The sequence below is a fragment of the Pseudomonas sp. LY-1 genome (assembly GCF_053502595.1).
In genome coordinates, this window is the sequence record NZ_CP094353.1 from 6,151,303 (window position 1) to 6,175,836 (window position 24,534).

The following is a 24,534-nucleotide window of genomic DNA, read 5'->3' on the forward strand; positions in this document are numbered from 1 at the left end:
CGTCAGCGGTTCGGCGCAATCACCTGACACAACCGCGCCAAGGCTTCCAACATCTGCCCGCTCGGCCGTTCCAAGCCTTTGTCCGGCACCAACAGCAAACGCCCCTGCGCCACCGCCGCCAGCTGCGGCCAGGCTTTCCAGGCATCCAACTGCGGTTGATCCGCCGCCAGAATCACCTCGGGGTTGCGCTGCAGCACCGCCTCGACGCTGACCTGCGGCGCGGGCAGCGTGAGGTCGTCGAACACATTGCGCGCGCCGCACACACTCAGCGCATCGCTGATGATCTGCCCACCGCCCACGGTGTACAAAGGCGGGCTCCACACTTGGTAAAACACCCGCAGGGGTTCGGCACGCTGATAGCGCTGGCGCAACCCGGCCAGGCGTTGGCGCAACTGCGCAGACAATTGCCGGCCGGCGTCGGCGCGCCCCAGTTGCTCGGCGATGGCCTGGACCTGCTGGGTCAGTTGTTCGAGGTTATGGGGTTCGGCGACGTAGACCGGGATATTCAGGCGCTGCAGCTGTTCACGCTGGGCCGGGCCGACGCTGCCGGGCCAGAGCAGGATCAGGTCGGGCTTGAGGCTGAGCAAGCGCTCGATGTTCAATTGCCCATAGCGCCCGACCGACGCGACCTTCGCCAGCGCCGCTGGCCGCTCGCCGCCGTCGAGCACGCCCACCAACAGGTCGGCAGCGCCCAGTTCAACCACGATTTCCGACAGCGACGGCGCCAGGCTGACCACCCGCTCGACCGCCAGGGCCTGGGCAGCGAACGCCAGCAGCAGGAGCGCCAGCCAGCGAGGCTTCATCCCAATTGACGCGGGATGCGGTAGAGGTAAAACAACACCAGGGTCGACAACGCCAGCAGGAACAACGGCACCGCTTCCAGGCCGACGAATACCGCCAGCGCACCGATCCAGGCGGGCACGGAGGCAATCAGCAACGCCGTGCGCCGACGGGCGGCGAGGGTGATCCAGGCCGCCGGCTCTTCTGCGGTGTCGAGGGCTTTAGAGGTGGCGATCAACGCATGTTTATAGCCATGAAAATAGCGCAGGCTGAGAAACATCGAGGCCACGCCGGCAATGAAGAACGGCATGGCCAGCACCGGCAACAGCGGTTCGGCCTGAGCGAACACCAGGTTGATCACGAACAATGGCAGCAACGCCAGCGCCAGGTACTGCCACCAATTGAAGGACAGTCGCCGTTTCACCTGGCCTCGAGTCACGCGCGGTCGACCTCGCCCTGGTGTTCGTTGCCCATCATGTGGTCGAGCTTGCTGGCTTTGGTCGCCAGGTAGAGCTTGTTGTGCGGGTTGTGCCCGGTGTGCAGCGGCACGCGCTCGGCGACGGTGATGCCCATCTCGGTCAAGGCTTTGACCTTGCGCGGGTTATTGGTCATCAGGCGCAGGGATTTCACGCCCAGGTGCTCCAGCATCGGCAGGCAGATGCCGTAATCACGCTGGTCGGCGGCAAAGCCCAGGCGCTCGTTGGCTTCAACGGTGTCGGCGCCGCCGTCCTGCAACTCGTAGGCGCGGATTTTATTCAGCAGGCCAATGCCACGACCTTCCTGGCGCAAGTACAGCAAGATGCCGCGGCCTTCATGGGCAATGGCGCGCATCGCCGCTTCCAGTTGCGAACCACAGTCGCAGCGCTGGCTGAACAGCGCGTCGCCGGTCAGGCACTCGGAGTGGATGCGGCCCAGTACCGGCGCGCCATCGGCGATATCGCCCAGGCTGAGCACGACGTGCTCGCGCCCGTTGGCTTCTTCGAGGAAGCCATGCATGGTGAACATGGCAAAAGGGGTAGGCAGCTTGGAAGCAGCGACGAAAACGACGGGCACCGTGTGCTCCTGATTTCAGATTTCACAGAGGCGGGCATTGTAACAGCACGTTCCTACAGACGCTTAAGCTGAATTATCGTTGATAAAGATCAATCGGCTCGATTGGCCTTCGTCTCGGTTCTATGCAGGTCTGAATGCTGACTCAGGGCGTCTCGCGAAAATGTTGATAACCGCGAACGGCCGGGGTGATGTCGCGCCCGTTCGCGTCGAGCAGCGTCACCCCCTGCCCCGCCTCGACCCGGCCGATCACATGCACCGGCCAGCCGCCCGCCAGCAATGGTGCCAGCGCGGCCGGTGGCAGGGTGAACACCAACACATAGTCGTCGCCGCCACTCAAGGCCGCCACCCGCGCCGCGTCATCGCCGACAAATGCGAGCAAGGCTTTGGATAACGGCAGTCGCTGGCGCTCGACCAGCAGGCTGACAGCCGATGCCTTAGCGATATGCCCACAATCGGCCAGGAGCCCGTCGGAAATATCCATTGCAGACGTCGCCTTGCCCCGAAGGGCCACCCCCAGGGCCAACTGCGGTTGCGGCGACCAGTAATGCGCCAGCAGCGGGTCGGCGATGCCGGCCTCGGCGCTGCGCTGGCCCAGCACCAACGGCAGCGCTCCCGCCGCGTTGCCCAATTCCCCGCCCACACACAGCAAGTCACCCGGCCGCGCACCGCTGCGGGTCAACGCTTGCCCGGCCGGCACACGGCCGAACACGGTCATGGTCAGGCTCAGCGGCCCGCGCGTGGTGTCGCCGCCGACCAGGCCCACGCGGCAGCTCTGCGCCATGGCGTTCAAACCCTGGGCATAGCGTTGCAGCCAATCGGCATCGACGGTGGGGGTTGTGAGGGCCAGGGTAAACGCGATGGGGTCGGCGCCCATGGCGGCCAGATCGCTCACCGCCACGGCCAGCGAGCGCTGGCCGAGCAGGAACGGATCACAGGGGTCGGCGAAATGCACGCCGGCCACCAAGGTATCGGTGGAGATTGCCAACTGCTCCCCGGCGGGGAGCGCCAGCAAGGCGCAGTCATCGCCGATCCCCAGGGCAATGCCCTCGCCGCCCTGCGCACAAGGCGCGGCGGCGAAGTATTTGCGGATCAGCTCAAACTCGCCCATCGGGAACTCAAGCGCAGATCAGCGCTTGTGTTCCTTCACTTCGGCTTCGCGCAGGCGCGGGGCCAGCTTGTCGAGCACGCCATTGACGAACTTGTGGCCGTCGGTCGAACCGTAGACTTTCGCCAGTTCGATGCCTTCGTTGATCACCACGCGGTACGGCACGTCGACGCGCTTGAGCAGTTCCCAGGTGGACAGGCGCAGTACGGCCAGTTCAACCGGGTCCAGCTCGTCGAGGGTCAGGTCCAGGCACGGTGCCAGCGCGATGTCGATCTCGGTCTTATTGGCCGGGACGCCGTGCAGGATGTCGTGGAAGTAGCTGGCATCGACGTCGCTGAAATCGTTGTCGACGCGAAATTGCGCTTCGATTTCGTTCAGCGAGGTTTTCGCCATGTGCCACTGATACAGCGCCTGGGTCGCAAGCTGACGCGCTTCGCGACGCTTGACGCTCTTGGACGGCTTGCCAGCGTCGGCTGGGCGTGGGTCGCGCGGGTTGAAACGATCGCTCTCGTCGGAAATCACTTGGCCTCCAACTGCGCCAGCAGGCTGACCATTTCCAGGGCGGACAGGGCAGCTTCAGCACCTTTGTTACCGGCCTTGGTGCCGGAACGTTCGATGGCTTGTTCGATCGAATCCACGGTCAGCACGCCGAATGCAACCGGTACGCCGAACTCCATGGACACCTGGGCCAGGCCCTTGGTGCATTCGCCAGCCACGTATTCGAAGTGCGGCGTACCGCCACGAATGACCGCGCCCAGGGCGACGATCGCCGCGTATTCACCCCGTTGCGCAACTTTTTGCGCAACCAGTGGAATTTCGAAGGCGCCAGGGGCACGGATGATGGTGATGTCGCTCTCGCTCACACCGTGGCGAACCAGGGCGTCCACGGCACCGCTTACCAGGCTTTCAACCACGAAGCTGTTGAAGCGGCCAACCACCAGGGCATAGCGGCCTTTGGGGGCGATGAAGGTACCTTCGATGGTCTTCAGGGTCATTCGACAAATCTCTTAAAGAGCCGGGACGCGAAAAGTGCGTCCCTCAGTGATGATTTAACCGCGAACAAGGGGCAACAATCGCCAGCCTTTATTCGGAGGGCACGTATTCTACAACTTCCAGGTCGAAACCGGATATCGCATTAAATTTCATCGGTGCGCTCATCAGGCGCATTTTGCGCACGCCAAGGTCGCGCAGGATCTGCGAACCGGCGCCGACGATGCTGTAGGTGGTCGGCGTTTTGACCTGGGTTTGCTCGGCGGACTCACGAATATGCGCGAGCAAGACGTCGCCATCCACCGGGTTGCCCAACAGCAACACCACCCCGCTGCCGGCCTCGGACACCGCGGCCATCGCGGCGCGCAGGCTCCAGCGCCCGGGTTGCTTGACCATCAACAGGTCGCGCAGCGGGTCCATGTTATGCACGCGCACCAGGGTCGGTTCGTCGGCGCAGATGGTGCCCAGGGTCAGCGCCATGTGAACGTCGCCTTCCACCGAATCACGGTAGGTCACCAGGTTGAATTGGCCCAGTTCGCTGTCCAGCGGCTGCTCGGCAATCCGCTGAACGGTACGTTCGTGGATCATCCGGTAGTGAATCAGGTCGGCAATCGTGCCGATCTTGAGGTTGTGTTGGGCGGCAAAGGTTTCGAGTTCGCTACGACGGGCCATGGTGCCGTCGTCGTTCATCACTTCGCAGATCACCCCGCTCGGCTCGAAACCGGCCATGCGCGCCAGGTCGCAGGCGGCTTCGGTGTGGCCGGCGCGGGCCAGGGTGCCGCCCGGCTGGGCCATCAGCGGGAAGATGTGGCCCGGGCTGACGATGTCTTCGGCCTTGGCGTCTTTCGCGGCGGCCGCTTGCACGGTGCGCGCACGGTCGGCGGCGGAGATCCCGGTGGTCACGCCGGTGGTGGCCTCGATCGATACGGTGAACTTGGTGCCGAACCCGGAACCGTTGCGCGGCGCCATCAGCGGCAGCTTGAGCAACTCGCAGCGTTCGCGGCTCATGGGCATGCAGATCAACCCACGGGCGTGCTTGGCCATGAAGTTGATGTGCTCCGGCTTGCACGCCTCGGCGGCCATGATGATGTCGCCTTCGTTCTCACGGTCTTCGTCATCCATCAGGATGACCATCTTGCCTTGGCGGATATCTTCAACCAGTTCTTCGATGCTATTGAGCGCCACAGGGCACCCCCTTGGTCAGGATTTCAGGTAGCCGTTAGCGGCCAGAAAACTTTCGGTGATGTTACTGGCAGGCTTTTGTCGAGAGTCAGACTCTGCGGCCTTATCGCCCATAAGCAGGCGCTCCAGGTAACGGGCAAGCAAGTCGACTTCCAGGTTCACCCGGCGACCTGGCTGGTACGACGCCATGATGGTTTCGCTCAGGGTGTGGGGAATGATGGTCAGTGCGAATTCGGCGCCATCCACGGCGTTCACGGTCAGGCTGGTGCCATCGACGGTGATCGAGCCTTTGTGGGCGATGTATTTGGCCAACTCCTTGGGCGCGCGGATGCGGAACTCCACGGCGCGGGCGTTTTCGCTGCGCGCCACTACTTCGCCGACGCCGTCGACATGGCCGCTGACCAGATGACCGCCCAGGCGCGTGGTTGGGGTCAGGGCTTTTTCCAGGTTGACCGGGCTGCCGGCCTTGAGGTCGCTCATCGCCGTGCAGTCCAGGGTTTCCCGGCTGACATCGGCGGCAAAGCCGTTGCCCGGCAAGTCGACGACGGTCAGGCACACGCCGCTGACGGCGATGCTGTCGCCCAGCTTGACGTCGCCCAGGTCGAGCTTGCCAGTGTCAACCAGCAGGCGCACGTCGCCGCCCTTGGGGGTCATGGCACGGATACTGCCGATGGATTCGATAATGCCGGTGAACATGGCCTTCTCCTGGAAAACGGTGCGGGCGTTTGAGCACCCGGTCAGAATTATACGCTCGCTGCTGGCACAGGGATGGCAGTGACTCGCCAGTCATCGCCCACAGCGCGCATTTCAGTGATCTTGAGTTGGGGCGCGTCGGCCAGTTTCTCAAGCGGCCAGTCCAGCAAAGGCCGGGCTGCGGAGCCGAGGAACTTGCCGGCGACGAAAATCACGTATTCGTCCACCAGGCCCTGCTGGGCGAACGCGCCCGCCAGGCTTGGCCCGGCTTCCACCAGCACGTCGTTGACGCCACGGGCCGCCAACGCCACCAGCGCCGAGCGCAGGTCGACCTGGCCATCGACACCGGGCACCACCAGGCACTCGGGGCCGCGGGGGAACTGGTTTTCCGCAGTGACACAGGTGATGACCAGCGCCGGGCCGGCCTTGAAGAACGGCGCATTGAGCGGCACCCGCAAGCGGCCGTCGATCAATACGCGCAGCGGCGGACGCGACATGGCCAACGCGGTGGTTTCTGCGTCCAGGCCGAGTTCGGCGGCGCGCACGGTCAGGCGCGCACCATCGGCCAGCACGGTGTCGGCGCCGGTCAGCACTACGCTGGCCTCGGCGCGCAGGCGCTGCACGGCGGCGCGGGCGGCGGGGCCGGTGATCCATTGGCTCTCACCGCTAGCCATCGCGGTGCGGCCGTCCAGGCTCATCGCCAGCTTGACCCGCACAAACGGCAGGCCGTGTTCCATGCGCTTGAGGAAACCTTTATTGAGCGCCCGCGCTTCCACTTCGAGCACACCACTGCGCACTTCGATGCCGGCCTGGGCCAAACGCTGCATACCGCGCCCGGCGACGTCCGGGTTGGGGTCCTGCATCGCCGCGACCACCCGCGCCACCCCGGCACTCACCAGCGCATCGGCGCACGGCGGGGTATGGCCGTAATGGCTGCAGGGTTCCAGGGTGACGTAGGCCGTGGCGCCGCGGGCTTTGTCAGCGGCCGCGCGCAAGGCATGCACTTCCGCATGGGGCTCGCCGGTACGTACATGCCAACCTTCGCCGACGATCTGCCCATCGCGCACAATCACGCAACCCACACGCGGGTTGGGATGGGTGGTGTACAGGCCGTTGCGCGCCAGTTCGAGGGCACGGGCCATGTAATGGGCGTCGAGGATGGCCTGTTCAGCAGACGGTGGGTTCATTTTTTGATCGGCTCACGGGCCAGGCGGTCGATCTCTTCGCGGAACTCATTGAGGTCCTGGAAACGTCGATACACCGAAGCGAAACGGATATAGGCGACTTCGTCGAGCTTTTGCAGCTCGCCCATCACCAGCTCTCCAACCACCAGGGACTTGACCTCGCGCTCGCCGGTCGCGCGCAACTTGTGCTTGATATGCGCCAGCGCCGCCTCCAGCCGCTCGACACTCACCGGGCGTTTTTCCAGGGCGCGCTGCATACCGGCGCGTAATTTGTCTTCGTCGAAAGGCTGGCGGCTGCCGTCGGATTTGATCAGGCGCGGCAATACCAGTTCGGCGGTTTCGAAGGTGGTGAAACGTTCACCGCAGGCCAGGCATTCGCGCCGGCGACGCACTTGATCGCCCTCGGCGACCAGACGCGAGTCAATGACCTTGGTGTCGTTGGCACCGCAGAAGGGACAGTGCATGGTGGCAGGCAACAAAAAAAGGGAGGGCCATGGTAGCGCATCCCCGTGGCAAGACAAGCCATAGCCTTTACGGTATATAGGCTGACGATTATGTTTCCTGTTTTTTAAGCCACGGATTTTGTCCTTTCTGGAGCCGTACATGCAGTTACGACCACTCGTTTTACTCACCTTGTTCGGTTTTCTGGTCGCCTGCAGCAGCGAAGCCCCAAAACCTTCGACGCCGCAGCCTCAGCCGGCGCAAGAGAAAAAAGTCCCCGGCATCGAAGACCTCGGCCCGCTGCCGGCCTACCAGCGTGAGATCAACGGCAGCCTGACCAACGTGCCCGCCGGCGCCGAAGTCGAAATGGCGCTGTTGGTGATCGACGACCGCAGCCGCCCGCAACAACTGCTCGCCAGCAGCGTGCTGAGCGGCAACGGCAAGCCCCTGGCCTTCCGCCTGCGCTTCAGCCCCGACGCGTTCCCGGCCGGTGCGCGGGTCGAACTGCGCGGGCGCGCCAGCCAGTCCGGCCAACTGATCCTGCACCTGCCCGCAGTACGCATCACCCAGGCGATCACCCAGACCACCGGCCCCCTGCAACTCGTCAGGGCACCATGACGCCACCGCTCGACCTGCAACGGGCGCTGAGCGCCCTGATCGGCGACGCACAGCTGGTGCCCTGCCCGTTGCCGGGCACCGACCTGGCATTGTGGCTGCTCGACGCCGACAACATGGACCGCGCCTTCAGCCCCGAAGAAACCCGGCGCATCCTGCATGAGCCGCCCTACTGGAGTTTTTGCTGGGCCAGCGGCCTGGCGCTCGCACGCTACCTGGCGGCAAACCCGGAATGGGTCGCGGGCAAGCGCGTGCTGGATTTCGGCGCCGGCTCCGGCGTCGCCGGGATTGCCGCCGCCAAGGCCGGCGCGCTGGAAGTGGTGGCCTGCGACCTGGACCCACTGGCATTGGCGTCCTGCCGTGCGAATGCCGAACTCAACGGGGTTGAACTGGGCTATTCGACGGACTTTTTCGCCGAGGCCGACCGCTTCGACCTGATCCTGGTGGCCGACGTGCTCTACGACCGCGCCAACCTGCCGCTGCTCGACCAGTTCCTCACGCGCGGGCGTGAAGCACTGGTGGCGGATTCGCGGGTGCGGGACTTTCAGCATCCGGATTATCAGCGCCTGACGATACTCGATGCCCTGACATTGCCGGACTTGGCCGAGCCTTGGGAGTTTCGCAAGGTGAGCCTGTACCATTCGCGGCGCTAAACCTCTGCGTTACACATTTTCAGCAATGGATTGGTTGAGACAGCAAAAGGCGAGGCATGGAAAATGCCCTCCTTTCGCACGCGGCTTGGACAATCGACCTGCATGCTTTTCCAAACAATTCCATTCATTGCTGGCCATGCAAAAGTCTTGCAAAAAGTCGGGCGGCTACCTAACCTTCGCCGCAATACACCCGCCATGCCTCTGGTTGCGTCAGTAGCCAAGCACAAATTGTGCGGGTTTTTTATGACCGGTACTTTTTGGGCATGAGGCGGTTCAGCAAGCCCGCCATTGACGTTCCTGCCCAATTGGAACTACTCAAGCGCCGCGGGTTGACGATTCAGGATGAGGCTCGTGCCGAGCTTTTTTTACGGTCGGTCAGTTTCTTCCGATTAAGCCCTTATATGCGGCCCTTCCAGCAACCGGAAGATATCAACCATTGCTTTCGCACAGGTATCCAATTTCGCCAGTTAACCCGCCTCTACGACTTTGATCGACGGCTTCGTTTACTGACCATAGATGCCCTTGAGAGAGTCGAAATTGCATCACGCGCTGTCATCAGCAACCACATGGGCCCTACCCATGGCAGTCACTGGTATATCAACCCATTGATGTTCCACCAGGCGTTCGATCATCAGCGGCTGCTGATGACGCTGTCCATCAAACAGTCCGCCGCAATACGTGACTTCCAGCGCGAATGCGAGCGCATCGATAGATCGCGCGCAGACGCCCAGAGAAAGAGCCTCCTTAAACGCCAGAGGGCAAAGGAAAGTTATGCCCGTCACTACCCGACAACTTATGCCCATCCTGCTCTTATGCCGGGCTGGGCCATGCTGGAAGAGCTGACGTTGGGTGATTTATCCCATTTATATAAAGGGCTGGCCAAAGACATGGATAAAAAGGCCATCGCCAGGCGCCTTGGGCTGGCGGCACCACTGATGCAATCCTGGCTGCACACACTGACCACTATCCGAAACATCTGCGCCCATCATTCGCGAATGTGGAATCGAGAACTGGGGATTCGTCCCGAGCTGCCGAAGAAAGCCATTTTTCCGTGGCCCACACATCTGGTTCAACCAGGACCGCATGCCCGTATTTTTTCAGTACTGTGCATTCTTAATCATCTGATGCATCAGGTGAGCCCTCACACTCGTTGGGGAGAGCGCCTGTATCACTTGCTCAGAGAGTTTCCCGACGTCAGCTTGCAAGCGATGGGGGTTTCCTCGCGACTGGTATCAGGACCCTTTTTGGCATATGTCTCGCGGCGAAGCGCCATGCGGCTTCCGATAGCCTGCGCCAGCCCTTATAGTTGCCCCATTCCCGCTTTATTCGAGACGCCCCATGAGTGAGCCCACGCCGTATATCTTCGACGCCACCACCGCCACGTTCGACCAGGCGGTGATCCAGAACTCCTTCGAAAAGCCCGTGCTCGTGGACTTCTGGGCCGAGTGGTGCGCGCCGTGCAAGGCGTTGATGCCGATGCTGGCGCAGATCGCCGAGAGTTATCAGGGCCAATTGCTGCTGGCCAAGGTCGATTGCGAGGCCGAGCAGGACATCGTTGCGCGCTTTGGTATTCGCAACCTGCCGACGGTGGTGCTGTTCAAGGACGGCCAACCGGTGGACGGGTTTGCCGGGGCGCAGCCGGAGTCGGCGGTGCGGGCGATGCTCGAACCTCACGTGCAGATGCCGCCGCCGGCTGCGGCGGCCCCGCTGGAGCAGGCTCAGGCGCTGTTTGCCGAGGGCCGTATCAGTGAAGCCGAAGCCGTGCTGGTCGCGCTGCTGGGCGAAGACAACAGCAACGCCGGCGCGCTGATTCTGTACGCGCGCTGCCTGGCCGAACGCGGTGAATTGGGCGAAGCCCAGGCCGTTCTCGACGCCGTCAAGAGCGACGAGCACAAGGCCGCCCTCGCCGGCGCCAAGGCGCAAATCACCTTCCTGCGCCAGGCCGCCGACCTGCCCGACCCCGCCGACCTGAAAAGCCGCCTGGCGCAAAACCCGCAGGACGACGAAGCGGCCTATCAGTTGGCCATTCAGCAACTGGCACGCCAGCAGTACGATGCCGCGCTGGAAGGCTTGCTCAAACTGTTCATCCGCAACCGCAGCTACAGCGAAGGCTTGCCGCACAAGACCTTGCTGCAGGTGTTCGAACTGCTGGGCAACGATCACCCGCTGGTGACCGCGTACCGCCGCAAGCTGTTCGCCGCGCTGTACTAATCGCCCTGTAGGAGCGAGCTTGCTCGCGAAAAACTCAAGGACACCGCATTCATTCTGGATGGGCGCGTTGTGGTTGACGCTCTTCGCAAGCAAGCTCGCGCCTACAAGGGGTCAATCCAGGTATAGAGCGGCGTATCACCGCCGCTGCTGACCTTGACCTGGCCGCTATGGCGCAGGCGCACCAGCAGGCGCTTGCCCGCTGCGGCGTCGCCAGCCAGTCCTTCCAGTTGATCGAGCAATTCCAGCCCGTTGAGCTGGCCGGCGGCGCGCAACAGGTCCTGGGCGTTCTGCCACAGGTCATCGTTCTGCTTGACCGCAACGGCCGGCGCAGCGGTGGCGCTGGCCACCGGCGTCGTCTGCAACTGCGCGCGCAGGCGTGCCCAATCAGCGTCATCCAGCTCCAGGGTCAAGTCCACCGGCAGGTCGCCGACAGTTCCACGAATCCGCAACATCGTCCCTACTCCTGCATTTTTTCCGACGGGCATGCTCCCATGCGGCTTGCGCAACGCCAAGCGGACGGTCAAACTCTCGATACTATTGTTATAAGATCACATAACATAAATTTCATATTCTGGAGCTTCCCCATGCGCCGTCTGCTGCTTGCTTTGCCGTTTGCCCTGCTGCCACTGGCTATCGCCCACGCCGCTGACGAGCATGATCATGAGCATGCCAGCCTGGGAGCCCATGAACACGGGGTCGGCCGTCTCAACGCGGTGCTCGACGGCCAGGCCCTGGAGCTTGAGCTGGACAGCCCGGCGATGAACCTGGTGGGGTTCGAACACCCCGCCACCAGCGCCGCCGACAAAGCCAAGGTCGCCGCCGTGCGCAAACAGCTGGAAAACCCAACCGTCCTGTTCAATCTGCCCAAGGCCGCCGGTTGCGTGGTCAGCACCCAGGAACTCAACAGCCCGCTGTTCGGCGACAAGCCCGAAGCCGAGCATGATGACGACGATGACGACCACGCCACCGACAGCAAAGGCGCGGCCGCCCACGAGCATCATCACGACCACAGCGAAATCCACGCCCACTACCAATTCACCTGCGCCACGCCGACGGCCTTGAGCAACCTCGACCTGAGCCAGGTGTTCAAGACCTTCCCCGCCACCCAGAAAATTCAGGTACAACTGATCGGCCCGAGCGGCCAGCAAGGTGTGGAAGCGACGGTCACAGCAGCCACCTTGAAGTTCTGAGTAGCCATGAGCCACGCATTGATCGAACTGTCCGACCTGGGTTTTAACTGGCCCGGACACCCGCCGCTGCTGGACATCCCCGCGTTCCGCCTGGAACCGGGGGAGACCCTGTTTCTCAAGGGCCCCAGCGGCAGTGGCAAGACCACCCTGCTCGGCCTGCTGGGCGGCGTGCAGACACCCGGCCGGGGCAGCATCCGTCTGCTCGGTCAGGAACTGACCGAACTCTCGGCCAGTGCCCGCGACCGTTTTCGCGTCGACCATACCGGCTACATCTTCCAGCAGTTCAACCTGCTGCCGTTCCTGTCGGTGCGCGAAAACGTCGAGTTGCCGTGCCACTTTTCCAAGCTGCGCGCGCAGCGGGCCAAACAGCGCCACGGCAGTGTCGACCAGGCCGCCGCGACGTTGCTGGCGCACCTGGGGTTGAAGGACAGCGCCCTGCTGGAGCGCCGCGCCGACTCGCTGTCGATCGGCCAGCAACAACGGGTGGCCGCCGCCCGTGCGCTGATCGGCCAGCCGGAGCTGGTGATCGCCGACGAGCCCACCTCGGCGCTGGACTACGACGCCCGCGAAGCCTTCCTGCAACTGTTGTTCGCCGAATGCCGCGAGGCCGGCGCCAGCCTGTTGTTTGTCAGCCATGACCAGAGCCTGGCCCCGCTGTTCGACCGTCACCTGTCGCTGGCCGAACTCAATCGCGCCGCCACGCCCGCAGAGGTTTGAGATGTATCTGTTCCGTCTAGCCATGGCCAGCCTGGCTAACCGCCGCTTTACCGCGATCCTCACCGCCTTCGCCATCGCCCTCTCGGTGTGCCTGCTGCTGGCGGTGGAACGGGTGCGCGTTGAAGCGCGCAACAGTTTCGCCAGCACCATCAGCGGCACCGACCTGATCGTCGGCGCGCGCTCCGGCTCGGTCAACCTGCTGCTGTATTCGGTGTTCCGCATCGGCAACGCCACCAACAATATCCGTTGGGACAGCTACGAACACTTCGCCGCCAACCCGCAAGTGAAATGGGCGATTCCGATCTCCCTCGGCGACTCCCATCGCGGCTACCGGGTGATGGGCACCAACGAATCCTATTTCGAGCACTACCAGTACGGCCGCAAGCAACACCTCGAACTGGCCAGCGGCCGCGCCTTCGCCACCGATCCGTTCGAAGTGGTACTCGGCGCCGAAGTGGCCGAAGCGCTGCACTACAAGCTCGGCGACCAGTTGGTGCTGGCCCATGGCGTGGCGGTGGTGAGCCTGGTCAAGCACGATGACAAACCGTTCACCGTGGTCGGCATCCTCAAGCGCACCGGCACCCCGGTGGACCGCACACTGCATATCAGCCTCGGCGGCATGGAGGCGATCCATATCGACTGGCACAACGGCGTGCCAGCCCAGGGCAAAGGCCGCATCAGTGCCGATCAGGCGCGCAACATGGACCTGACCCCGCAAGCGATCACCGCCTTCATGCTCGGCTTGAACAACAAGATCTCCACCTTCGCCCTGCAACGCGAGATCAATGAATTCCGTGGCGAGCCGATGCTGGCGATCCTGCCCGGCGTGGCGCTGCAAGAGCTGTGGAGCATGATGGGCACCGCGGAAAAAGCGCTGTTCGTGATCTCGCTGTTCGTGGTGCTGACCGGTTTGATCGGCATGCTCACCGCGATCCTCACCAGCCTCAACGAGCGCCGTCGCGAAATGGCGATCCTGCGTTCGGTGGGCGCGCGGCCGTGGCATATCGCGACGTTGCTGATCTTCGAAGCCTTCGCCCTGGCGCTGTCCGGTGTGATCGCCGGCGTGGGTCTGCTGTACGTGTGCATCGCCGCTTCACGCGGGTACCTGCAGGCCAACTACGGCCTGGACCTGCCGATGGCCTGGCCCAGCGAGTATGAATGGAGCTTGCTCGCCGGTATCCTCGTGGCGGCGCTGCTGATGGGCAGCGTGCCAGCGTGGCGGGCCTATCGACAATCCTTGGCCGATGGCCTGTCCATACGTTTATGAGGAAGGCTTCGATGCATCGTGCCCTGTTTGCCCTGTTGTTGCTGCTGGCCGCGCCCGCCTGGGCGGAGGATCAGCCCAAGGATTTGTCCTGGCAGGAGATGATCCCGGCGGACGCGCCGCCGGAAATCCCCAATATGAAACCACTGCACGACCTGTCGAAAATGGCCGATGCGTTATCGGTGGAGGCCGCGCCAGCGGCCAAGCAGGACTTGCCCAACGCACCGGTGGTGCCAAGCCTCGATGGCCGGCATATCCGCCTGCCGGGCTATATCGTGCCGCTGGAAGTCAGTGAAGAAGGCCGTACCACCGAGTTCCTGTTGGTGCCGTATTTCGGCGCGTGCATTCACGTACCGCCACCGCCGTCGAACCAGATCGTGCATGTGAAAAGCGAAGTCGGCGTGAAGCTCGACGAGCTGTATCAGCCGTATTGGATCGAGGGCGTGATGCAGGTCAAACCGTCCTCCAGTGAGTTGGCCGACGCCGGCTATCAGATGGATGCCGAGAAGATTTACGTCTACGAATTGCCGGAATAGCGCTTATCACCCATTCATTGAGCTGCGTCAAAAGACCGAACGGAACGATCTTTACCATTGGATGTACAACCTTTAAACGTCCTCTGGAGCTCCCATGAACAATAAGTCTCTGCTCGGCGCGTCACTCTTCGCGCTCGCCCTCGCCGCCCCCGTTGCCCACGCTCACGAGGCCGGTGACATTCTGGTTCGCGCAGGTGCAATCACCGTGAACCCGAATACCGACAGCGGCAGCGTCAAAGTTGACCAGGGCCCAATTGCCGGCACGAACCTGGGCGGCAAAGCGACCTTGAGCAGCGACACGCAACTGGGTCTGAACTTCGCCTACATGTTCACCAGCCACTGGGGTATCGAACTGCTGGCGGCCACACCGTTCTCGCATGACGTGAAGCTCAAGAATACCGCTTTGAGCCCAGCCAACGGTAAACTCGGCTCCCTGAAACAACTGCCGCCAACCCTGAGCGTCGTGTACTACCCGCTGGACAGCAAATCGGCGTTCCAACCGTATGTGGGTGCTGGTATCAACTACACCTGGATCTATGACGAGAGCGTCAGCGGCAGCGCGAAACAAAACGGTTTCAGCAACTTCAAGGCCGAAAACTCCTGGGGCTGGGCCGCGCAGATCGGCGCCGACTACATGATCAACGACAAGTGGATGATCAACGCCCAGGCGCGCTACATCGACATCAACACCAAGGCCACAGTGAACTACAACAACGTGCCTGGCACTCGCGCCAAGGTCAATGTTGACGTTGATCCATTCGTTTACATGGTCGGTATCGGCTACAAGTTCTAAGCGATATTTCACAAACACCGCAAAACCAATGTGGGAGGGGGCTTGCCCCCGATAGCGGTGGCTCAGTCAATGAATCTGTTGACTGATGCCGCGCTATCGGGGGCAAGCCCCCTCCCACATTTTGCTTTGGGGTGTTTCAGCTACGGCGGTAGAACCGATCCAGCAACGCTGGCAACCCCGCTCGCCACGCCCGCGGCTTGATGCCGAAGGTGTGGAGAATTTTCTTGCAGGCCAGCACCGCGTGTTGTGGTTCTTCACCGGCATCCGGCCGAGCCGCATGGGCCTGGGCGGTGGGGGCTTCGATCACCAGCGCACGGAAACTGCGCGCTTCGGTGAGGATCGCCTGGCCCAGCGCCAACGGCGTGGTCGCCTCGTGACCGGCGTAGTGATAAGTGCCCCACAGCGGCGCCGCGCAATCGAGTTGCTTGAGCACGGAGATGATCACCCGCGCCGCATCGTCCACCGGCGTCGGGTTGCCGCGACGGTCGTCCGCCATCAACAGTTCTTCAGTCTGCTCGGCCCGCGCCAGGAAACGCCCGAGGGTGCCGTCGACACTGTCATCCAGCAGCCAGCCAAAGCGCAGCAACACATGCTGCGGGCAGGTGGCGCGCACGCTCTGTTCGATACGCCACAACGCCTGGCCGCGCAGGCCCAGGGGCACCGGCTCGTCCTTTTCGCTGTAGGCAGTGGCGCGGGAGCCATCGAACACGCGGTAGCTGGACGGTTGCAGCAAGGTGATGCTGTGGTGCTGACACAGTTCGGCCAGGCGTTCGATCGCCGACTCCTGGGCGGCCAGACGGCTTTCGCTGACCGTTTCGGCCTGGAACCAATCGAAATAGTAGGCGAGGTTGATCAACGCATCGGGACGGGTGTCGTCGAGCAATTGGGTAAGGCTCGCGGCATCCCAGCCGTCTTGGGGCGGTTTGGGGGCGAGGAAACCGATGTCTTCCTCTGCACCGAGGCGAATCAGCGCCTGCCCGAGGGCATTCCCGCCGCCCAACAACATAAGGCGCATTCGCATAGATTGAGCTGGCCCGGTCTGTTTGGAACGATGGCTAGTATCGACAGGCGTTTGAGCCTTGCCGTGGGTATTTGCCAGAATCGTTGCATTTTGCGGGTTTGTAGCGCAACCGTCACGGACAAAGTGCGGGCTTGCAACTTGGCCCTGGCGGTTGCATATAGGGATCATGAACCTTCCTGAAACAACCGATACGGTCTTGAACGGCTTTCACCCCGCCGTCAGCGCCTGGTTCCGCAGCACCTTCCCCTCGGTGACCCACGCCCAGGCCCAGGCGTGGCCGCTGATCCGCCAGCGCCGCTCGACGCTGATCGCCGCGCCCACCGGCTCCGGCAAGACGCTGACGGCCTTCCTCGCAGTGCTCGATGACCTGGTTCATCAAGGCCTGGCCAACGGCGGGCAACTGCCGGATGAAACCCAGGTGGTGTATGTGTCGCCGCTCAAGGCGCTGTCCAACGACATCCAGATCAACCTGCAAACCCCGCTGACCGGGATCACCGCGCATTTACAGCAACTGGGCCTGCCACCGCTGGCGATCCGCACCGCCGTGCGTACCGGCGACACGCCGCAAAAAGACCGCGTGCTGATGCGCAAGCGTGCGCCGCATATCCTGGTGACCACGCCGGAATCGCTCTACGTGCTGCTGGGCTCGGACTCCGGCCGGCAGATGCTCGCCAGCACGCGCACGGTGATCGTCGATGAGATCCATGCGATTGCGGCGAGCAAACGCGGCAGTCACCTGGCCCTGAGCCTCGAACGCCTGCAAGGCTTGTGCGCCGAGCCGTTGATACGCATCGGTCTGTCGGCCACGCAAAAACCCATCGAGGCGGTGTCGCGTTTTCTGGTGGGCACGGCACGTCCGTGCGCGATCGTCGACATCGGCCATGCGCGCCCGCGTGACCTGGATATCGAAGTGCCGCCGGTGCCGCTGTCAGCGGTAATGGCCAACGACGTGTGGGAATTGGTCTACGACCGCCTCGCCGCCCTCGCCAGCGAACACCGCACCACGCTGATTTTCGTCAACACCCGGCGCCTGGCCGAACGCCTGGCGCGGCATTTGAGCGAGCGCCTGGGCAAGTCCGCCGTGGCCGCGCACCACGGCAGCCTGGCCAAGGAGTTGCGCCTGGACGCCGAACAACGGCTCAAGGCCGGCGCGCTGCAAGTGCTGATCGCCACCGCATCCCTGGAGTTGGGGATCGATATCGGCGAGGTCGACCTGGTGTGCCAGATCGGCTCGCCCGGTTCCATCAATGGGTTTCTGCAAAGAGTCGGCCGCTCCGGGCACCAGGTCGGCGGCACGCCCAAGGGGCGCCTGTTCGCTACCACCCGCGATGATCTGATCGAATGCGCCGCCCTGCTCGACTGCGTGCGCCGGGGCGAGCTGGACACCTTGCACATCCCGGTCGCGCCGCTGGACGTGCTGGCCCAGCAAATCGTCGCCGAAGTCAGCGCGCGGGAATGGCCGGAACAGGCGCTGCTCGAACTTATCCACCGCGCCGCGCCCTATGCCGAGCTGGATGAACGCCATTACCAGGCGCTGGTGCAGATGCTCTGCGACGGCTACAACGGCCGCCAGGGCATCCGCAGCGCCTACTTGCACCGCGACGCCGTGACCGGCACCCTGCGCGGCCGTCGGGGCGCCAGGCTGACCGCCGTGACCAGCGGCGGCACCATCCCCGACAACGCCGACTACAGCGTGTTGCTCGAGCCTCAGGGCCTGAACATCGGCAGCGTCAACGAAGACTTCGCGGTGGAAAGCATCGCCGGGGATGTCTTCCAGCTCGGTAATACGTCCTACCGGATCTTGCGGGTCGAAGCCGGCAAGGTGCGGGTCGAGGACGCCCATGGCCAGCCGCCGACCATCCCGTTCTGGCTCGGCGAAGCGCCGGGGCGCAGCCGCGAATTGTCGGCGGCGGTCGCGCGTTTGCAGGGCCAGTTGGACGAACTGCTCGGCGCCACGCCCGGCGACCTGCAACCCACCCTCGCCTGGCTCACCGACACCCTGCGCCTGAACCGCGCCAGCGCCGAGCAGATCGTGGATTACCTGGCCCGCGCGCGCCTGGCGCTCAGCGCGCTGCCGTCCCAGGACACGCTGATCATGGAGCGGTTTTTCGACGAGTCCGGCGGCACCCAACTGATCATCCACACGCCGTTCGGCAGCCGCATCAACCGCGCCTGGGGCCTGGCGCTGCGCAAGCGCTTCTGCCGCACCTTCAACTTCGAACTGCAAGCGGCGGCCAGCGAGAATGCGATCGTGCTGTCGCTGTCCACCAGCCACAGTTTCGCGCTGGATGAGGTGTGGCGTTATCTCAACAGCCAGACCGCCGAGCACCTGCTGATCCAGGCCGTACTCGACGCGCCGTTGTTCGGCGTGCGCTGGCGCTGGAACGCCGGGGTGGCCCTGGCGTTGCCGCGTTTTACCGGCGGGCGCAAGGTGGCGCCGCAGATCCAGCGGATGAAAAGCGAAGACCTGATCGCCAGCGTGTTTCCCGACCAGATCGCGTGCCTGGAAAACCTCGCCGGCGAGCGCGAAGTACCCGACCACCCGCTGGTCGAACAAACCCTGAATGACTGCCTGCACGAAGCGATGGACAGCGACGGCTGGCTGGCCCTGTTGCGGCGCATCGAGCGCGGCGAGGTACGCCTGATCAGCCGCGACCTGCCGGCGCCCTCGCCCATGGCCGCGGAAATTCTCAGCGCGCGGCCCTACACCTTTCTCGACGACGCGCCGCTGGAAGAACGCCGCACCCAGGCCGTGCTCAACCGGCGCTGGAGCGACCCGCAGAGCACCGACGACCTTGGCGCGCTGGACGCCGACGCCATCGCCGGCGTGCGCGAAGAGGCCTGGCCGGCGCCCCATGGCCTGGATGAAATGCATGAAGCGTTGATGAGCCTGGCGTGCATCGTCGACAGCGAGGTTACGCCGCAATGGCAGCAGTGGTTGCAAACGCTGGCCAAGGGCGGACGCGCCTGTCATCTGCCCCAAGGCCAGTGGGTGGCGGTGGAACGCCTGAGTTGCTTGCGGGCGATTTACCCCAACGACTTGCCGCTGTTGCCCGGCTTCGATGAGCCCTGGACCTTCGATGACGCGCTGGTGGAAGTACTGCGCGCGCGCCTCGGGGGGTTCGGCCCGCTGAGCCTGATCGAAATCGCCGCGCCCCTTGGGCTGCCGGTGACCGACATCGCCCAGGCCCTGGCCCGCCTGGAGCAGGAAGGCTATGTGTTGCGCGGGCGTTTCAGCCCCGGCGCCCGCGAGGAGCAATGGTGCGAACGGCACCTGCTGGCGCGGATTCATCGCTACACGGTCAAGCGCCTGCGCCGGGAAATCGAGCCGGTGGCGTTGCAGGACTTCATGCGCTTTCTGTTCGATTGGCAGCACCTGTCCGACGGTACGCGTGGCCAGGGCAGCGCGATGTTGCCGCAGATCGTCGCCCAGTTCGAAGGCTACGCGGCGGCCACCTCGGCCTGGGACAGTGACTTGCTCAGCGCGCGGCTCAAGGATTACGCATCGACCTGGCTCGACGACCTGTGCCGCAGCGGCAAGCTGGTGTGGACACGCCTGAGCAACAAGCCCGGTGCCACCGCCCTGCGCAGCACGCCCGTGGTGCTGCTGCCGCGCAGCCAGGTGCCGTTGTGGAGCGGGCTGACCGAACAAACCGACAGCACGACGTTGTCGCCCAAGGCGCAGAAAGTCCACCAGACCCTGCGCGAACACGGCGCGTTGTTTTTCGATGAGCTGGCCCACGAAGCCCATCTGCTGCGCAGCGAGCTGGAAACGGCGCTGCAGGAACTGGTCGGCGCCGGCCTGGTGAACGCCGACAGCTTTGCCGGGCTGCGTGCGCTGACCACGCCCGCGAGTAAACGCCAGGCGCGCAGCAGCCGGCGCGGGCGCGGTGCATTTGTCGGCGGCATGGACGATGCCGGGCGCTGGGCGCTGATCCGGCGCCCGTCGACCGCCGCCGGCCCGCACTCGGCCGAAACCCTGGAGCATGTGGCGATGACCTTGCTGCGTCGCTACGGCGTGGTGTTCTGGCGACTGCTGGAGCGCGAGGCGGATTGGCTGCCAAGCTGGCGCGAACTGTTGCGCACCTTTCACCGCCTGGAGGCACGCGGGGAGATTCGCGGCGGGCGGTTCGTCAGCGGGTTGGCGGGCGAACAGTTCGCCTTGCCGGAAGCGATCCCGCTGCTGCGTGAGGTGCGGCGGCGGGCCCATGATGGAAGCCTGATCGCGGTGTGCGGGGCTGATCCGCTGAACCTGGTGGGCACGCTATTGCCGGGCAGCAAAGTGCCGGCGGTGAGTGGTAACCGGATTGTGTATCGCGATGGGCTGCCGGCGGCGGTGATGGTGGCTGGCAAGCAACAGATACTGCTGGATGTGGATCAGCAGGCGGTGCAGGAGAGGCTGATCAGGCATTGAGTCAGGGTGACTTTGAAGGCCTCATCGGGGGCAAGCCCCCTCCCACACGTTGATCTGTGAACACAATCAAATGTGGGAGGGGGCTTGCCCCCGATGAGGCCAGAACATCATCAGGCCTATAGGAAGCTGACGAGGCGAGCGCGGGCGGTGACGACGAAACATTCTTCACACACCAAACCGGCTGCGATACTCGCTGGGCGCCAGGCCGGTGATTTTCTTGAAGGTGGCGCGAAACGCGCTGGGGTCCTGATAGCCCACGGTCCAGGCGATATGGTCGATGGTGCCGTTGGTGAACTCGAGCATTTGCCGGGCTTTGCCCACTCGCAGGTGCTGGCAGTATTCGGTGGGTTTCAAACCCGTCGCGCCGCGAAAGCGCCGCAGGAACGTGCGTTCTTCGAGGCCGGCTTCCTGCGCCATCGCCGCCACCGAGACATCCACCGCGCCACTGGCTTGCAACCAGTGCTGCACTTTCAGGATCGCGCCGTCGCCATGCCCGAGAATCGGCGCAAAGTTGCTGCCGCACTGGCTGGCGCTGTCGCTGTGTTCGATCACCAGAAAGCGCGCCGTGTCCGCCGCAACGCTCGGCCCCATGAGGCGGTCGACCAGGCGCAGGCCCAGTTCGGACCACGCCATCAGCCCGGCGGTGGTGATCAGGTCGCCGTCATCGACGATCGGCTTATCCGCTTCCAGACGCACCGCGGGGTAATGCTCTGCGAACGTACTGGCGGAAGACCAATGGGTGGTGGCGCTGCGCCCGTCCAGCAAACCACTGCGCGCCAGCATGATCGAGCCAATGCACACGCCACCGAGCACGGTGCCCGCCGCGTGTTGTTGGCGTAGCCATTGCAACAACGCGGGTGGCGTCTGTTGCTCGGTGAATTCGCCAATCGACGGTGGCACCAGCACGGCCATCAGCGGTTGGCCGGGGCCGGGATGGCTGGCGAATACGCGCGCGGGCGTACCATCTGCCGCCACCTGCCAATGGCTGACCCGCAGCAGCGGCAATTGCGCGGATTGGTGCGCGCCGGCGATCCGGTTGGCCACCCCGAACAGATCGGTCAGGCCATGCACCGCCGCCAGTTGCGCGCCCTGATAGATCAACACACCCAACTCGATGATCGAGCGTTCCACGGCCATTGTCAGTTTTCCCCCTGCTATTGTCGGTGCAGCCAATCCCCGGTCGGTGCGCCAGCTAAGATACTGGCGCCCATCAACCCATCACGAGGCAACACACATGGCCAAGCAAGCGCTCATCCTAATCGATATCCAGAATGACTACTTCCCCCACGGCAAGTGGCCACTCGACGGCGTGGAAGCCGCGGCAGACAAGGCCGCGCAGGCGCTGCAGGCATTTCGCCAGGCGGGCGATGCGGTGATTCATGTGCGCCATGAGTTCACCTCGGAAGATGCACCGTTCTTCACCCCAGACTCCGAAGGCGCGCATCTGCACCCCAAGGTGCTGAACGAAGGCAGTGAGCCGGTGGTGCTTAAACATTTCGTAAATGCGTTTCGCGAAACCCAACTGCGCACGGTGCTGGAACAACGCAGCATCACTGACCTGGTCGTGGTCGGCAGCATGAGCCATATGTGCATCGACGCCGTGGTACGGGCGGCGGCGGACCTCGGTTACAAGGTCACCGTGCTCCATGACGCCTGCGCCACGCGGGATCAGGAGTTCAACGGGCAAGTGATTCCGGCGGCGCAGGTGCATGGGGCGTATATGGCATCGTTGGCATTTGGGTATGCGAGCGTGGTGTCGACGCAGGAATACTTGCAGGCGCAAGCGGCGGCGGCCTGACCGCCACATGCGGGCGTGGGGCTAGCGGGTTGCGATAATGAACAGGCGCGGGAAAGGCAGCAGCACGGTGCCATCAGCCAGGGCCGGATAAGCCTGGGTAATTCGCGCCTGATAGTCCTGCAGGAAAGCGGCTTTTTCGTCGTCACTCAACGGTGCGAGGAACGGCCGCAATGCCGAGGCCTTGAACCACTCCACCACAGCCGCGTGATCCGCCAGCGGGTGCAGGTAGGTGGTGCGCCACACATCGACGGCACTGCAGTGTTTGCTCAGCAGTTCGTAGTAATAGCTCGCCGTGTGCCGTTCATTGTGTTTGACCGCGCCGATCCTGGCGGACCATGGGCCATCGGCGGCGACTTCACGCGCCAGCCGATGGGCGGGCTCGTCGAGGTTGTCCGGGGTTTGCACCGCCAGGGTTCCGCCGGAGGTCAACTGGCTGACCAGGTGTGGGTAAAGCGTGGCGTGGTCCGGCAGCCATTGCAGGGAAGCATTCGCCAGGATCACATCGAACGGTTGCGCCGGGCTCCAGGCGCCGATATCCGCCCGTTCGAAGTTCAGCGTCGGCAGGCGCTTGCGGGCGTCGGCCAGCATGTCGTCGGAGCTGTCCATGCCGGTGACGCGAGCCTGCGGAAAACGCTCGGCCAACACTTGCGTGGAATTACCGGGGCCGCAGCCCAGGTCGACGGCGGTTTGCACCGCGGTATTGGGAATGGCCGCGACCAGATCACGGACGGGGCGTGTGCGCTGTTGTTCGAACAGCGTGTATTGCTTGGCGGACCAGGTCATCGCGGCGTTCCTTGTGCTTAAAGGTTGGCCACAGCCTAAATCGTGTGAGCCATGAGAACAAACGCCAGGGATCACCTCACCATCGGAAGATGCCTGCACACCCTGCGCAGCGTGCGCAAACCCGAACTAAGATTAGGTTAGACCTGCACGAGCCAAGTCCTCTGCGAATCGTTAATACCAATGCCAGCGTAGTGTCCACGGACGGCTTTCTGGTCTCCACCGCCAAGTCTGTTCACGTCAATGGAGCTACGCCATGACTTATCTGACAACTCGCGAAGGCAACGAGCTTTATTATAAAGACTGGGGCAGCGGCCAGCCTGTTATGTTCTGCCACGGCTGGCCACTGAACAGCGACAGCTGGGAATCGCAAATGCTGCATTTCGCCAACAACGGTTTTCGCGCCATCGCGCATGACCGCCGCGGGCATGGCCGCTCAAGCCAGCCGTGGGGCGGCAATGACATGGACCACTACGCGGACGACCTGGCGGAACTGATCGAGCACCTGGATCTGACCAACGTGATCCTCTTCGGTTTCTCCACCGGAGGCGGTGAAGTTGCACGCTATATCGCTCGCCATGGCACTTCGCGCGTGGCCAAGGCCGGCTTGATCTGCGCGGTAACGCCGCTGATGCTGAGAACCCCCAGTAACCCCCAAGGGACACCGATCGAAGTTTTTGACGGGATGCGTGCCGACTCCATCGCCAACCATTCGCAGCTCTACCTCGATCTGGCCAGCGGCCCTTTCTATGGATTCAACCGGGTAGGCGTCGAACCCTCGCAAGGCTTGATCAATTCATTCTGGATGCAGGGTGTAATGGGAGGGCACAAAAATACTTTTGACAGCATCAAGGCATTTTCGGAGACAGACTTTCGAGCGGACTTGAGGCGTTTCAGTATTCCCACCCTCATCATTCATGGTGATGACGATCAAATCGTGCCGATCCAATCTTCGGCACTGGAAAGCAAGCGCCTAATCCCGCATGCCCAGTTGCTGGTCTATACGGGCGCTCCGCATGGGTTGACCGACACGCACAAGCAACGAGCCAATGAAGATATGTTGCGTTTCGCAATGCTCTAGGCTGGGTACTGTACATAAACCGCACGACCTTCA

26 protein-coding genes are annotated in these 24,534 nt (G+C 63.5%); 12 read left to right on the forward strand and 14 right to left on the reverse strand.

The window, feature by feature from the left end:
* Positions 1-2: 2 nt before the first annotated feature.
* The 10 genes from MOQ67_RS28270 to nrdR form a co-directional block, all read right to left on the reverse strand.
* Positions 3-803, reverse strand: coding sequence for a cobalamin-binding protein (locus MOQ67_RS28270; protein ID WP_126589120.1), 801 nt, complete (start codon positions 801-803; stop codon positions 3-5).
* Positions 800-1,219: a nuclear fragile X mental retardation-interacting protein 1 gene (locus tag MOQ67_RS28275; protein WP_026140360.1), complete on the reverse strand. Its 420-nt coding sequence runs from the start codon at positions 1,217-1,219 to the stop codon at positions 800-802. Before MOQ67_RS28275 ends, MOQ67_RS28270 begins: the two co-directional genes overlap by 4 nt.
* Entirely contained in the window at positions 1,216-1,833 is a 618-nt protein-coding gene (gene ribA, locus MOQ67_RS28280; protein ID WP_017849574.1) for a GTP cyclohydrolase II, read from the reverse strand. The genes MOQ67_RS28275 and ribA overlap by 4 nt, the downstream gene beginning before the upstream one ends.
* Positions 1,834-1,975: 142 nt before the next feature.
* Positions 1,976-2,941: a thiamine-phosphate kinase gene (gene thiL / locus MOQ67_RS28285; protein WP_079444802.1), complete on the reverse strand. Its 966-nt coding sequence runs from the start codon at positions 2,939-2,941 to the stop codon at positions 1,976-1,978.
* An 18-nt stretch (positions 2,942-2,959) separates the two neighbouring features.
* The gene (gene nusB / locus MOQ67_RS28290) at positions 2,960-3,460 is read right to left on the reverse strand and encodes a transcription antitermination factor NusB (protein WP_017849576.1); all 501 of its coding nucleotides are present in this window, start codon (positions 3,458-3,460) and stop codon (positions 2,960-2,962) included.
* Positions 3,457-3,933, reverse strand: coding sequence for a 6,7-dimethyl-8-ribityllumazine synthase (ribH, locus tag MOQ67_RS28295; RefSeq protein ID WP_017849577.1), 477 nt, complete (start codon positions 3,931-3,933; stop codon positions 3,457-3,459). Before ribH ends, nusB begins: the two co-directional genes overlap by 4 nt.
* 88 nt (positions 3,934-4,021) lie before the next feature.
* The gene (gene ribBA, locus MOQ67_RS28300; RefSeq protein WP_046381892.1) at positions 4,022-5,113 is read right to left on the reverse strand and encodes a bifunctional 3,4-dihydroxy-2-butanone-4-phosphate synthase/GTP cyclohydrolase II; all 1,092 of its coding nucleotides are present in this window, start codon (positions 5,111-5,113) and stop codon (positions 4,022-4,024) included.
* Positions 5,114-5,128: 15 nt separating this feature from the next.
* On the reverse strand, positions 5,129-5,806 hold the full coding sequence (locus tag MOQ67_RS28305; RefSeq protein ID WP_017849579.1) for a riboflavin synthase: 678 nt from the start codon (positions 5,804-5,806) through the stop codon (positions 5,129-5,131).
* A gap of 47 nt (positions 5,807-5,853) precedes the next feature.
* Positions 5,854-6,990, reverse strand: coding sequence for a bifunctional diaminohydroxyphosphoribosylaminopyrimidine deaminase/5-amino-6-(5-phosphoribosylamino)uracil reductase RibD (ribD, locus tag MOQ67_RS28310; RefSeq protein ID WP_046381891.1), 1,137 nt, complete (start codon positions 6,988-6,990; stop codon positions 5,854-5,856).
* Positions 6,987-7,451 carry a transcriptional regulator NrdR gene (nrdR, locus tag MOQ67_RS28315; RefSeq protein ID WP_026140361.1) on the reverse strand — a complete coding sequence of 155 codons (465 nt, stop codon included), beginning with the start codon at positions 7,449-7,451 and terminating at the stop codon, positions 6,987-6,989. Before nrdR ends, ribD begins: the two co-directional genes overlap by 4 nt.
* A gap of 139 nt (positions 7,452-7,590) precedes the next feature.
* On the opposite strand from nrdR, the gene MOQ67_RS28320 reads away from it, so the two are divergent.
* From MOQ67_RS28320 to trxA, 4 genes are all read left to right on the forward strand, one after another.
* Complete coding sequence (locus MOQ67_RS28320; RefSeq protein WP_126589121.1) at positions 7,591-8,046, forward strand: YbaY family lipoprotein; 456 nt, start codon at positions 7,591-7,593, stop codon at positions 8,044-8,046.
* A complete protein-coding gene (locus MOQ67_RS28325; protein ID WP_126589122.1) occupies positions 8,043-8,696 on the forward strand; it encodes a class I SAM-dependent methyltransferase in 654 nt (217 codons plus the stop codon). Before MOQ67_RS28320 ends, MOQ67_RS28325 begins: the two co-directional genes overlap by 4 nt.
* Positions 8,697-8,959: 263 nt before the next feature.
* On the forward strand, positions 8,960-10,042 hold the full coding sequence (locus MOQ67_RS28330) for an Abi family protein (protein ID WP_232925623.1): 1,083 nt from the start codon (positions 8,960-8,962) through the stop codon (positions 10,040-10,042).
* Entirely contained in the window at positions 10,035-10,907 is an 873-nt protein-coding gene (gene trxA / locus MOQ67_RS28335) for a thioredoxin (RefSeq protein WP_126589123.1), read from the forward strand. The genes MOQ67_RS28330 and trxA overlap by 8 nt, the downstream gene beginning before the upstream one ends.
* Positions 10,908-11,008: 101 nt before the next feature.
* On the opposite strand, the gene MOQ67_RS28340 is transcribed toward trxA, so the two are convergent.
* Positions 11,009-11,359: a hypothetical protein gene (locus MOQ67_RS28340; RefSeq protein ID WP_017849585.1), complete on the reverse strand. Its 351-nt coding sequence runs from the start codon at positions 11,357-11,359 to the stop codon at positions 11,009-11,011.
* 132 nt (positions 11,360-11,491) lie between these two features.
* Between MOQ67_RS28340 and MOQ67_RS28345 the strand changes: the two genes are divergently transcribed.
* From MOQ67_RS28345 to MOQ67_RS28365, 5 genes are all read left to right on the forward strand, one after another.
* Complete coding sequence (locus MOQ67_RS28345; protein ID WP_126589124.1) at positions 11,492-12,097, forward strand: DUF2796 domain-containing protein; 606 nt, start codon at positions 11,492-11,494, stop codon at positions 12,095-12,097.
* A 6-nt stretch (positions 12,098-12,103) separates the two neighbouring features.
* Entirely contained in the window at positions 12,104-12,814 is a 711-nt protein-coding gene (locus MOQ67_RS28350) for an ABC transporter ATP-binding protein (protein ID WP_126589125.1), read from the forward strand.
* Between the two features lies 1 nt (position 12,815).
* Positions 12,816-14,081, forward strand: coding sequence for an ABC transporter permease (locus MOQ67_RS28355; RefSeq protein ID WP_126589126.1), 1,266 nt, complete (start codon positions 12,816-12,818; stop codon positions 14,079-14,081).
* Positions 14,082-14,092: 11 nt separating this feature from the next.
* Positions 14,093-14,614, forward strand: a complete 522-nt coding sequence (locus MOQ67_RS28360; protein WP_126589127.1) for a DUF3299 domain-containing protein — start codon at positions 14,093-14,095, stop codon at positions 14,612-14,614.
* A 94-nt stretch (positions 14,615-14,708) separates the two neighbouring features.
* Positions 14,709-15,407: an OmpW/AlkL family protein gene (locus MOQ67_RS28365; protein WP_126589128.1), complete on the forward strand. Its 699-nt coding sequence runs from the start codon at positions 14,709-14,711 to the stop codon at positions 15,405-15,407.
* 136 nt (positions 15,408-15,543) lie between these two features.
* On the opposite strand, the gene MOQ67_RS28370 is transcribed toward MOQ67_RS28365, so the two are convergent.
* Positions 15,544-16,428 carry a sugar nucleotide-binding protein gene (locus MOQ67_RS28370; protein ID WP_026140363.1) on the reverse strand — a complete coding sequence of 295 codons (885 nt, stop codon included), beginning with the start codon at positions 16,426-16,428 and terminating at the stop codon, positions 15,544-15,546.
* A 166-nt stretch (positions 16,429-16,594) separates the two neighbouring features.
* On the opposite strand from MOQ67_RS28370, the gene MOQ67_RS28375 reads away from it, so the two are divergent.
* Positions 16,595-20,842 (forward strand): DEAD/DEAH box helicase, encoded by a 4,248-nt coding sequence (locus MOQ67_RS28375; protein WP_126589129.1) that lies wholly within the window; start codon positions 16,595-16,597, stop codon positions 20,840-20,842.
* Positions 20,843-21,007: 165 nt separating this feature from the next.
* Here the strand turns inward: MOQ67_RS28375 and MOQ67_RS28380 are convergent, their stop codons facing one another.
* Positions 21,008-21,979: a GlxA family transcriptional regulator gene (locus MOQ67_RS28380; protein WP_126589130.1), complete on the reverse strand. Its 972-nt coding sequence runs from the start codon at positions 21,977-21,979 to the stop codon at positions 21,008-21,010.
* Positions 21,980-22,076: 97 nt separating this feature from the next.
* On the opposite strand from MOQ67_RS28380, the gene MOQ67_RS28385 reads away from it, so the two are divergent.
* Entirely contained in the window at positions 22,077-22,640 is a 564-nt protein-coding gene (locus MOQ67_RS28385) for a cysteine hydrolase family protein (protein WP_102617004.1), read from the forward strand.
* A 21-nt stretch (positions 22,641-22,661) separates the two neighbouring features.
* Here MOQ67_RS28385 and tam read toward each other — a convergent pair whose 3' ends face one another.
* Positions 22,662-23,423: a trans-aconitate 2-methyltransferase gene (gene tam, locus MOQ67_RS28390; protein WP_046381880.1), complete on the reverse strand. Its 762-nt coding sequence runs from the start codon at positions 23,421-23,423 to the stop codon at positions 22,662-22,664.
* A gap of 253 nt (positions 23,424-23,676) precedes the next feature.
* Here tam and MOQ67_RS28395 point away from each other — a divergent pair, with 253 nt between their 5' ends.
* The gene (locus MOQ67_RS28395; protein ID WP_126589131.1) at positions 23,677-24,501 is read left to right on the forward strand and encodes an alpha/beta fold hydrolase; all 825 of its coding nucleotides are present in this window, start codon (positions 23,677-23,679) and stop codon (positions 24,499-24,501) included.
* The last annotated feature ends 33 nt before the right edge of the window (positions 24,502-24,534 follow it).

Coding starts and splice junctions, on each gene's coding strand:
- MOQ67_RS28330 (WP_232925623.1), top strand. CDS start 8,960: ATGAGGCGGTTCAGCAAGCCCGCCATTGACGTTCCTGCCCAATTGGAA.
- MOQ67_RS28375 (WP_126589129.1), top strand. CDS start 16,595: ATGAACCTTCCTGAAACAACCGATACGGTCTTGAACGGCTTTCACCCC.
- MOQ67_RS28340 (WP_017849585.1), bottom strand. CDS start 11,359: ATGTTGCGGATTCGTGGAACTGTCGGCGACCTGCCGGTGGACTTGACC.
- ribH (WP_017849577.1), bottom strand. CDS start 3,933: ATGACCCTGAAGACCATCGAAGGTACCTTCATCGCCCCCAAAGGCCGC.
- MOQ67_RS28385 (WP_102617004.1), top strand. CDS start 22,077: ATGGCCAAGCAAGCGCTCATCCTAATCGATATCCAGAATGACTACTTC.
- tam (WP_046381880.1), bottom strand. CDS start 23,423: ATGACCTGGTCCGCCAAGCAATACACGCTGTTCGAACAACAGCGCACA.
- MOQ67_RS28370 (WP_026140363.1), bottom strand. CDS start 16,428: ATGCGAATGCGCCTTATGTTGTTGGGCGGCGGGAATGCCCTCGGGCAG.
- nrdR (WP_026140361.1), bottom strand. CDS start 7,451: ATGCACTGTCCCTTCTGCGGTGCCAACGACACCAAGGTCATTGACTCG.
- MOQ67_RS28270 (WP_126589120.1), bottom strand. CDS start 803: ATGAAGCCTCGCTGGCTGGCGCTCCTGCTGCTGGCGTTCGCTGCCCAG.
- MOQ67_RS28365 (WP_126589128.1), top strand. CDS start 14,709: ATGAACAATAAGTCTCTGCTCGGCGCGTCACTCTTCGCGCTCGCCCTC.
- MOQ67_RS28380 (WP_126589130.1), bottom strand. CDS start 21,979: ATGGCCGTGGAACGCTCGATCATCGAGTTGGGTGTGTTGATCTATCAG.
- MOQ67_RS28320 (WP_126589121.1), top strand. CDS start 7,591: ATGCAGTTACGACCACTCGTTTTACTCACCTTGTTCGGTTTTCTGGTC.
- thiL (WP_079444802.1), bottom strand. CDS start 2,941: ATGGGCGAGTTTGAGCTGATCCGCAAATACTTCGCCGCCGCGCCTTGT.
- MOQ67_RS28345 (WP_126589124.1), top strand. CDS start 11,492: ATGCGCCGTCTGCTGCTTGCTTTGCCGTTTGCCCTGCTGCCACTGGCT.
- MOQ67_RS28325 (WP_126589122.1), top strand. CDS start 8,043: ATGACGCCACCGCTCGACCTGCAACGGGCGCTGAGCGCCCTGATCGGC.
- MOQ67_RS28305 (WP_017849579.1), bottom strand. CDS start 5,806: ATGTTCACCGGCATTATCGAATCCATCGGCAGTATCCGTGCCATGACC.
- MOQ67_RS28360 (WP_126589127.1), top strand. CDS start 14,093: ATGCATCGTGCCCTGTTTGCCCTGTTGTTGCTGCTGGCCGCGCCCGCC.
- MOQ67_RS28355 (WP_126589126.1), top strand. CDS start 12,816: ATGTATCTGTTCCGTCTAGCCATGGCCAGCCTGGCTAACCGCCGCTTT.
- MOQ67_RS28350 (WP_126589125.1), top strand. CDS start 12,104: ATGAGCCACGCATTGATCGAACTGTCCGACCTGGGTTTTAACTGGCCC.
- trxA (WP_126589123.1), top strand. CDS start 10,035: ATGAGTGAGCCCACGCCGTATATCTTCGACGCCACCACCGCCACGTTC.
- MOQ67_RS28395 (WP_126589131.1), top strand. CDS start 23,677: ATGACTTATCTGACAACTCGCGAAGGCAACGAGCTTTATTATAAAGAC.
- ribD (WP_046381891.1), bottom strand. CDS start 6,990: ATGAACCCACCGTCTGCTGAACAGGCCATCCTCGACGCCCATTACATG.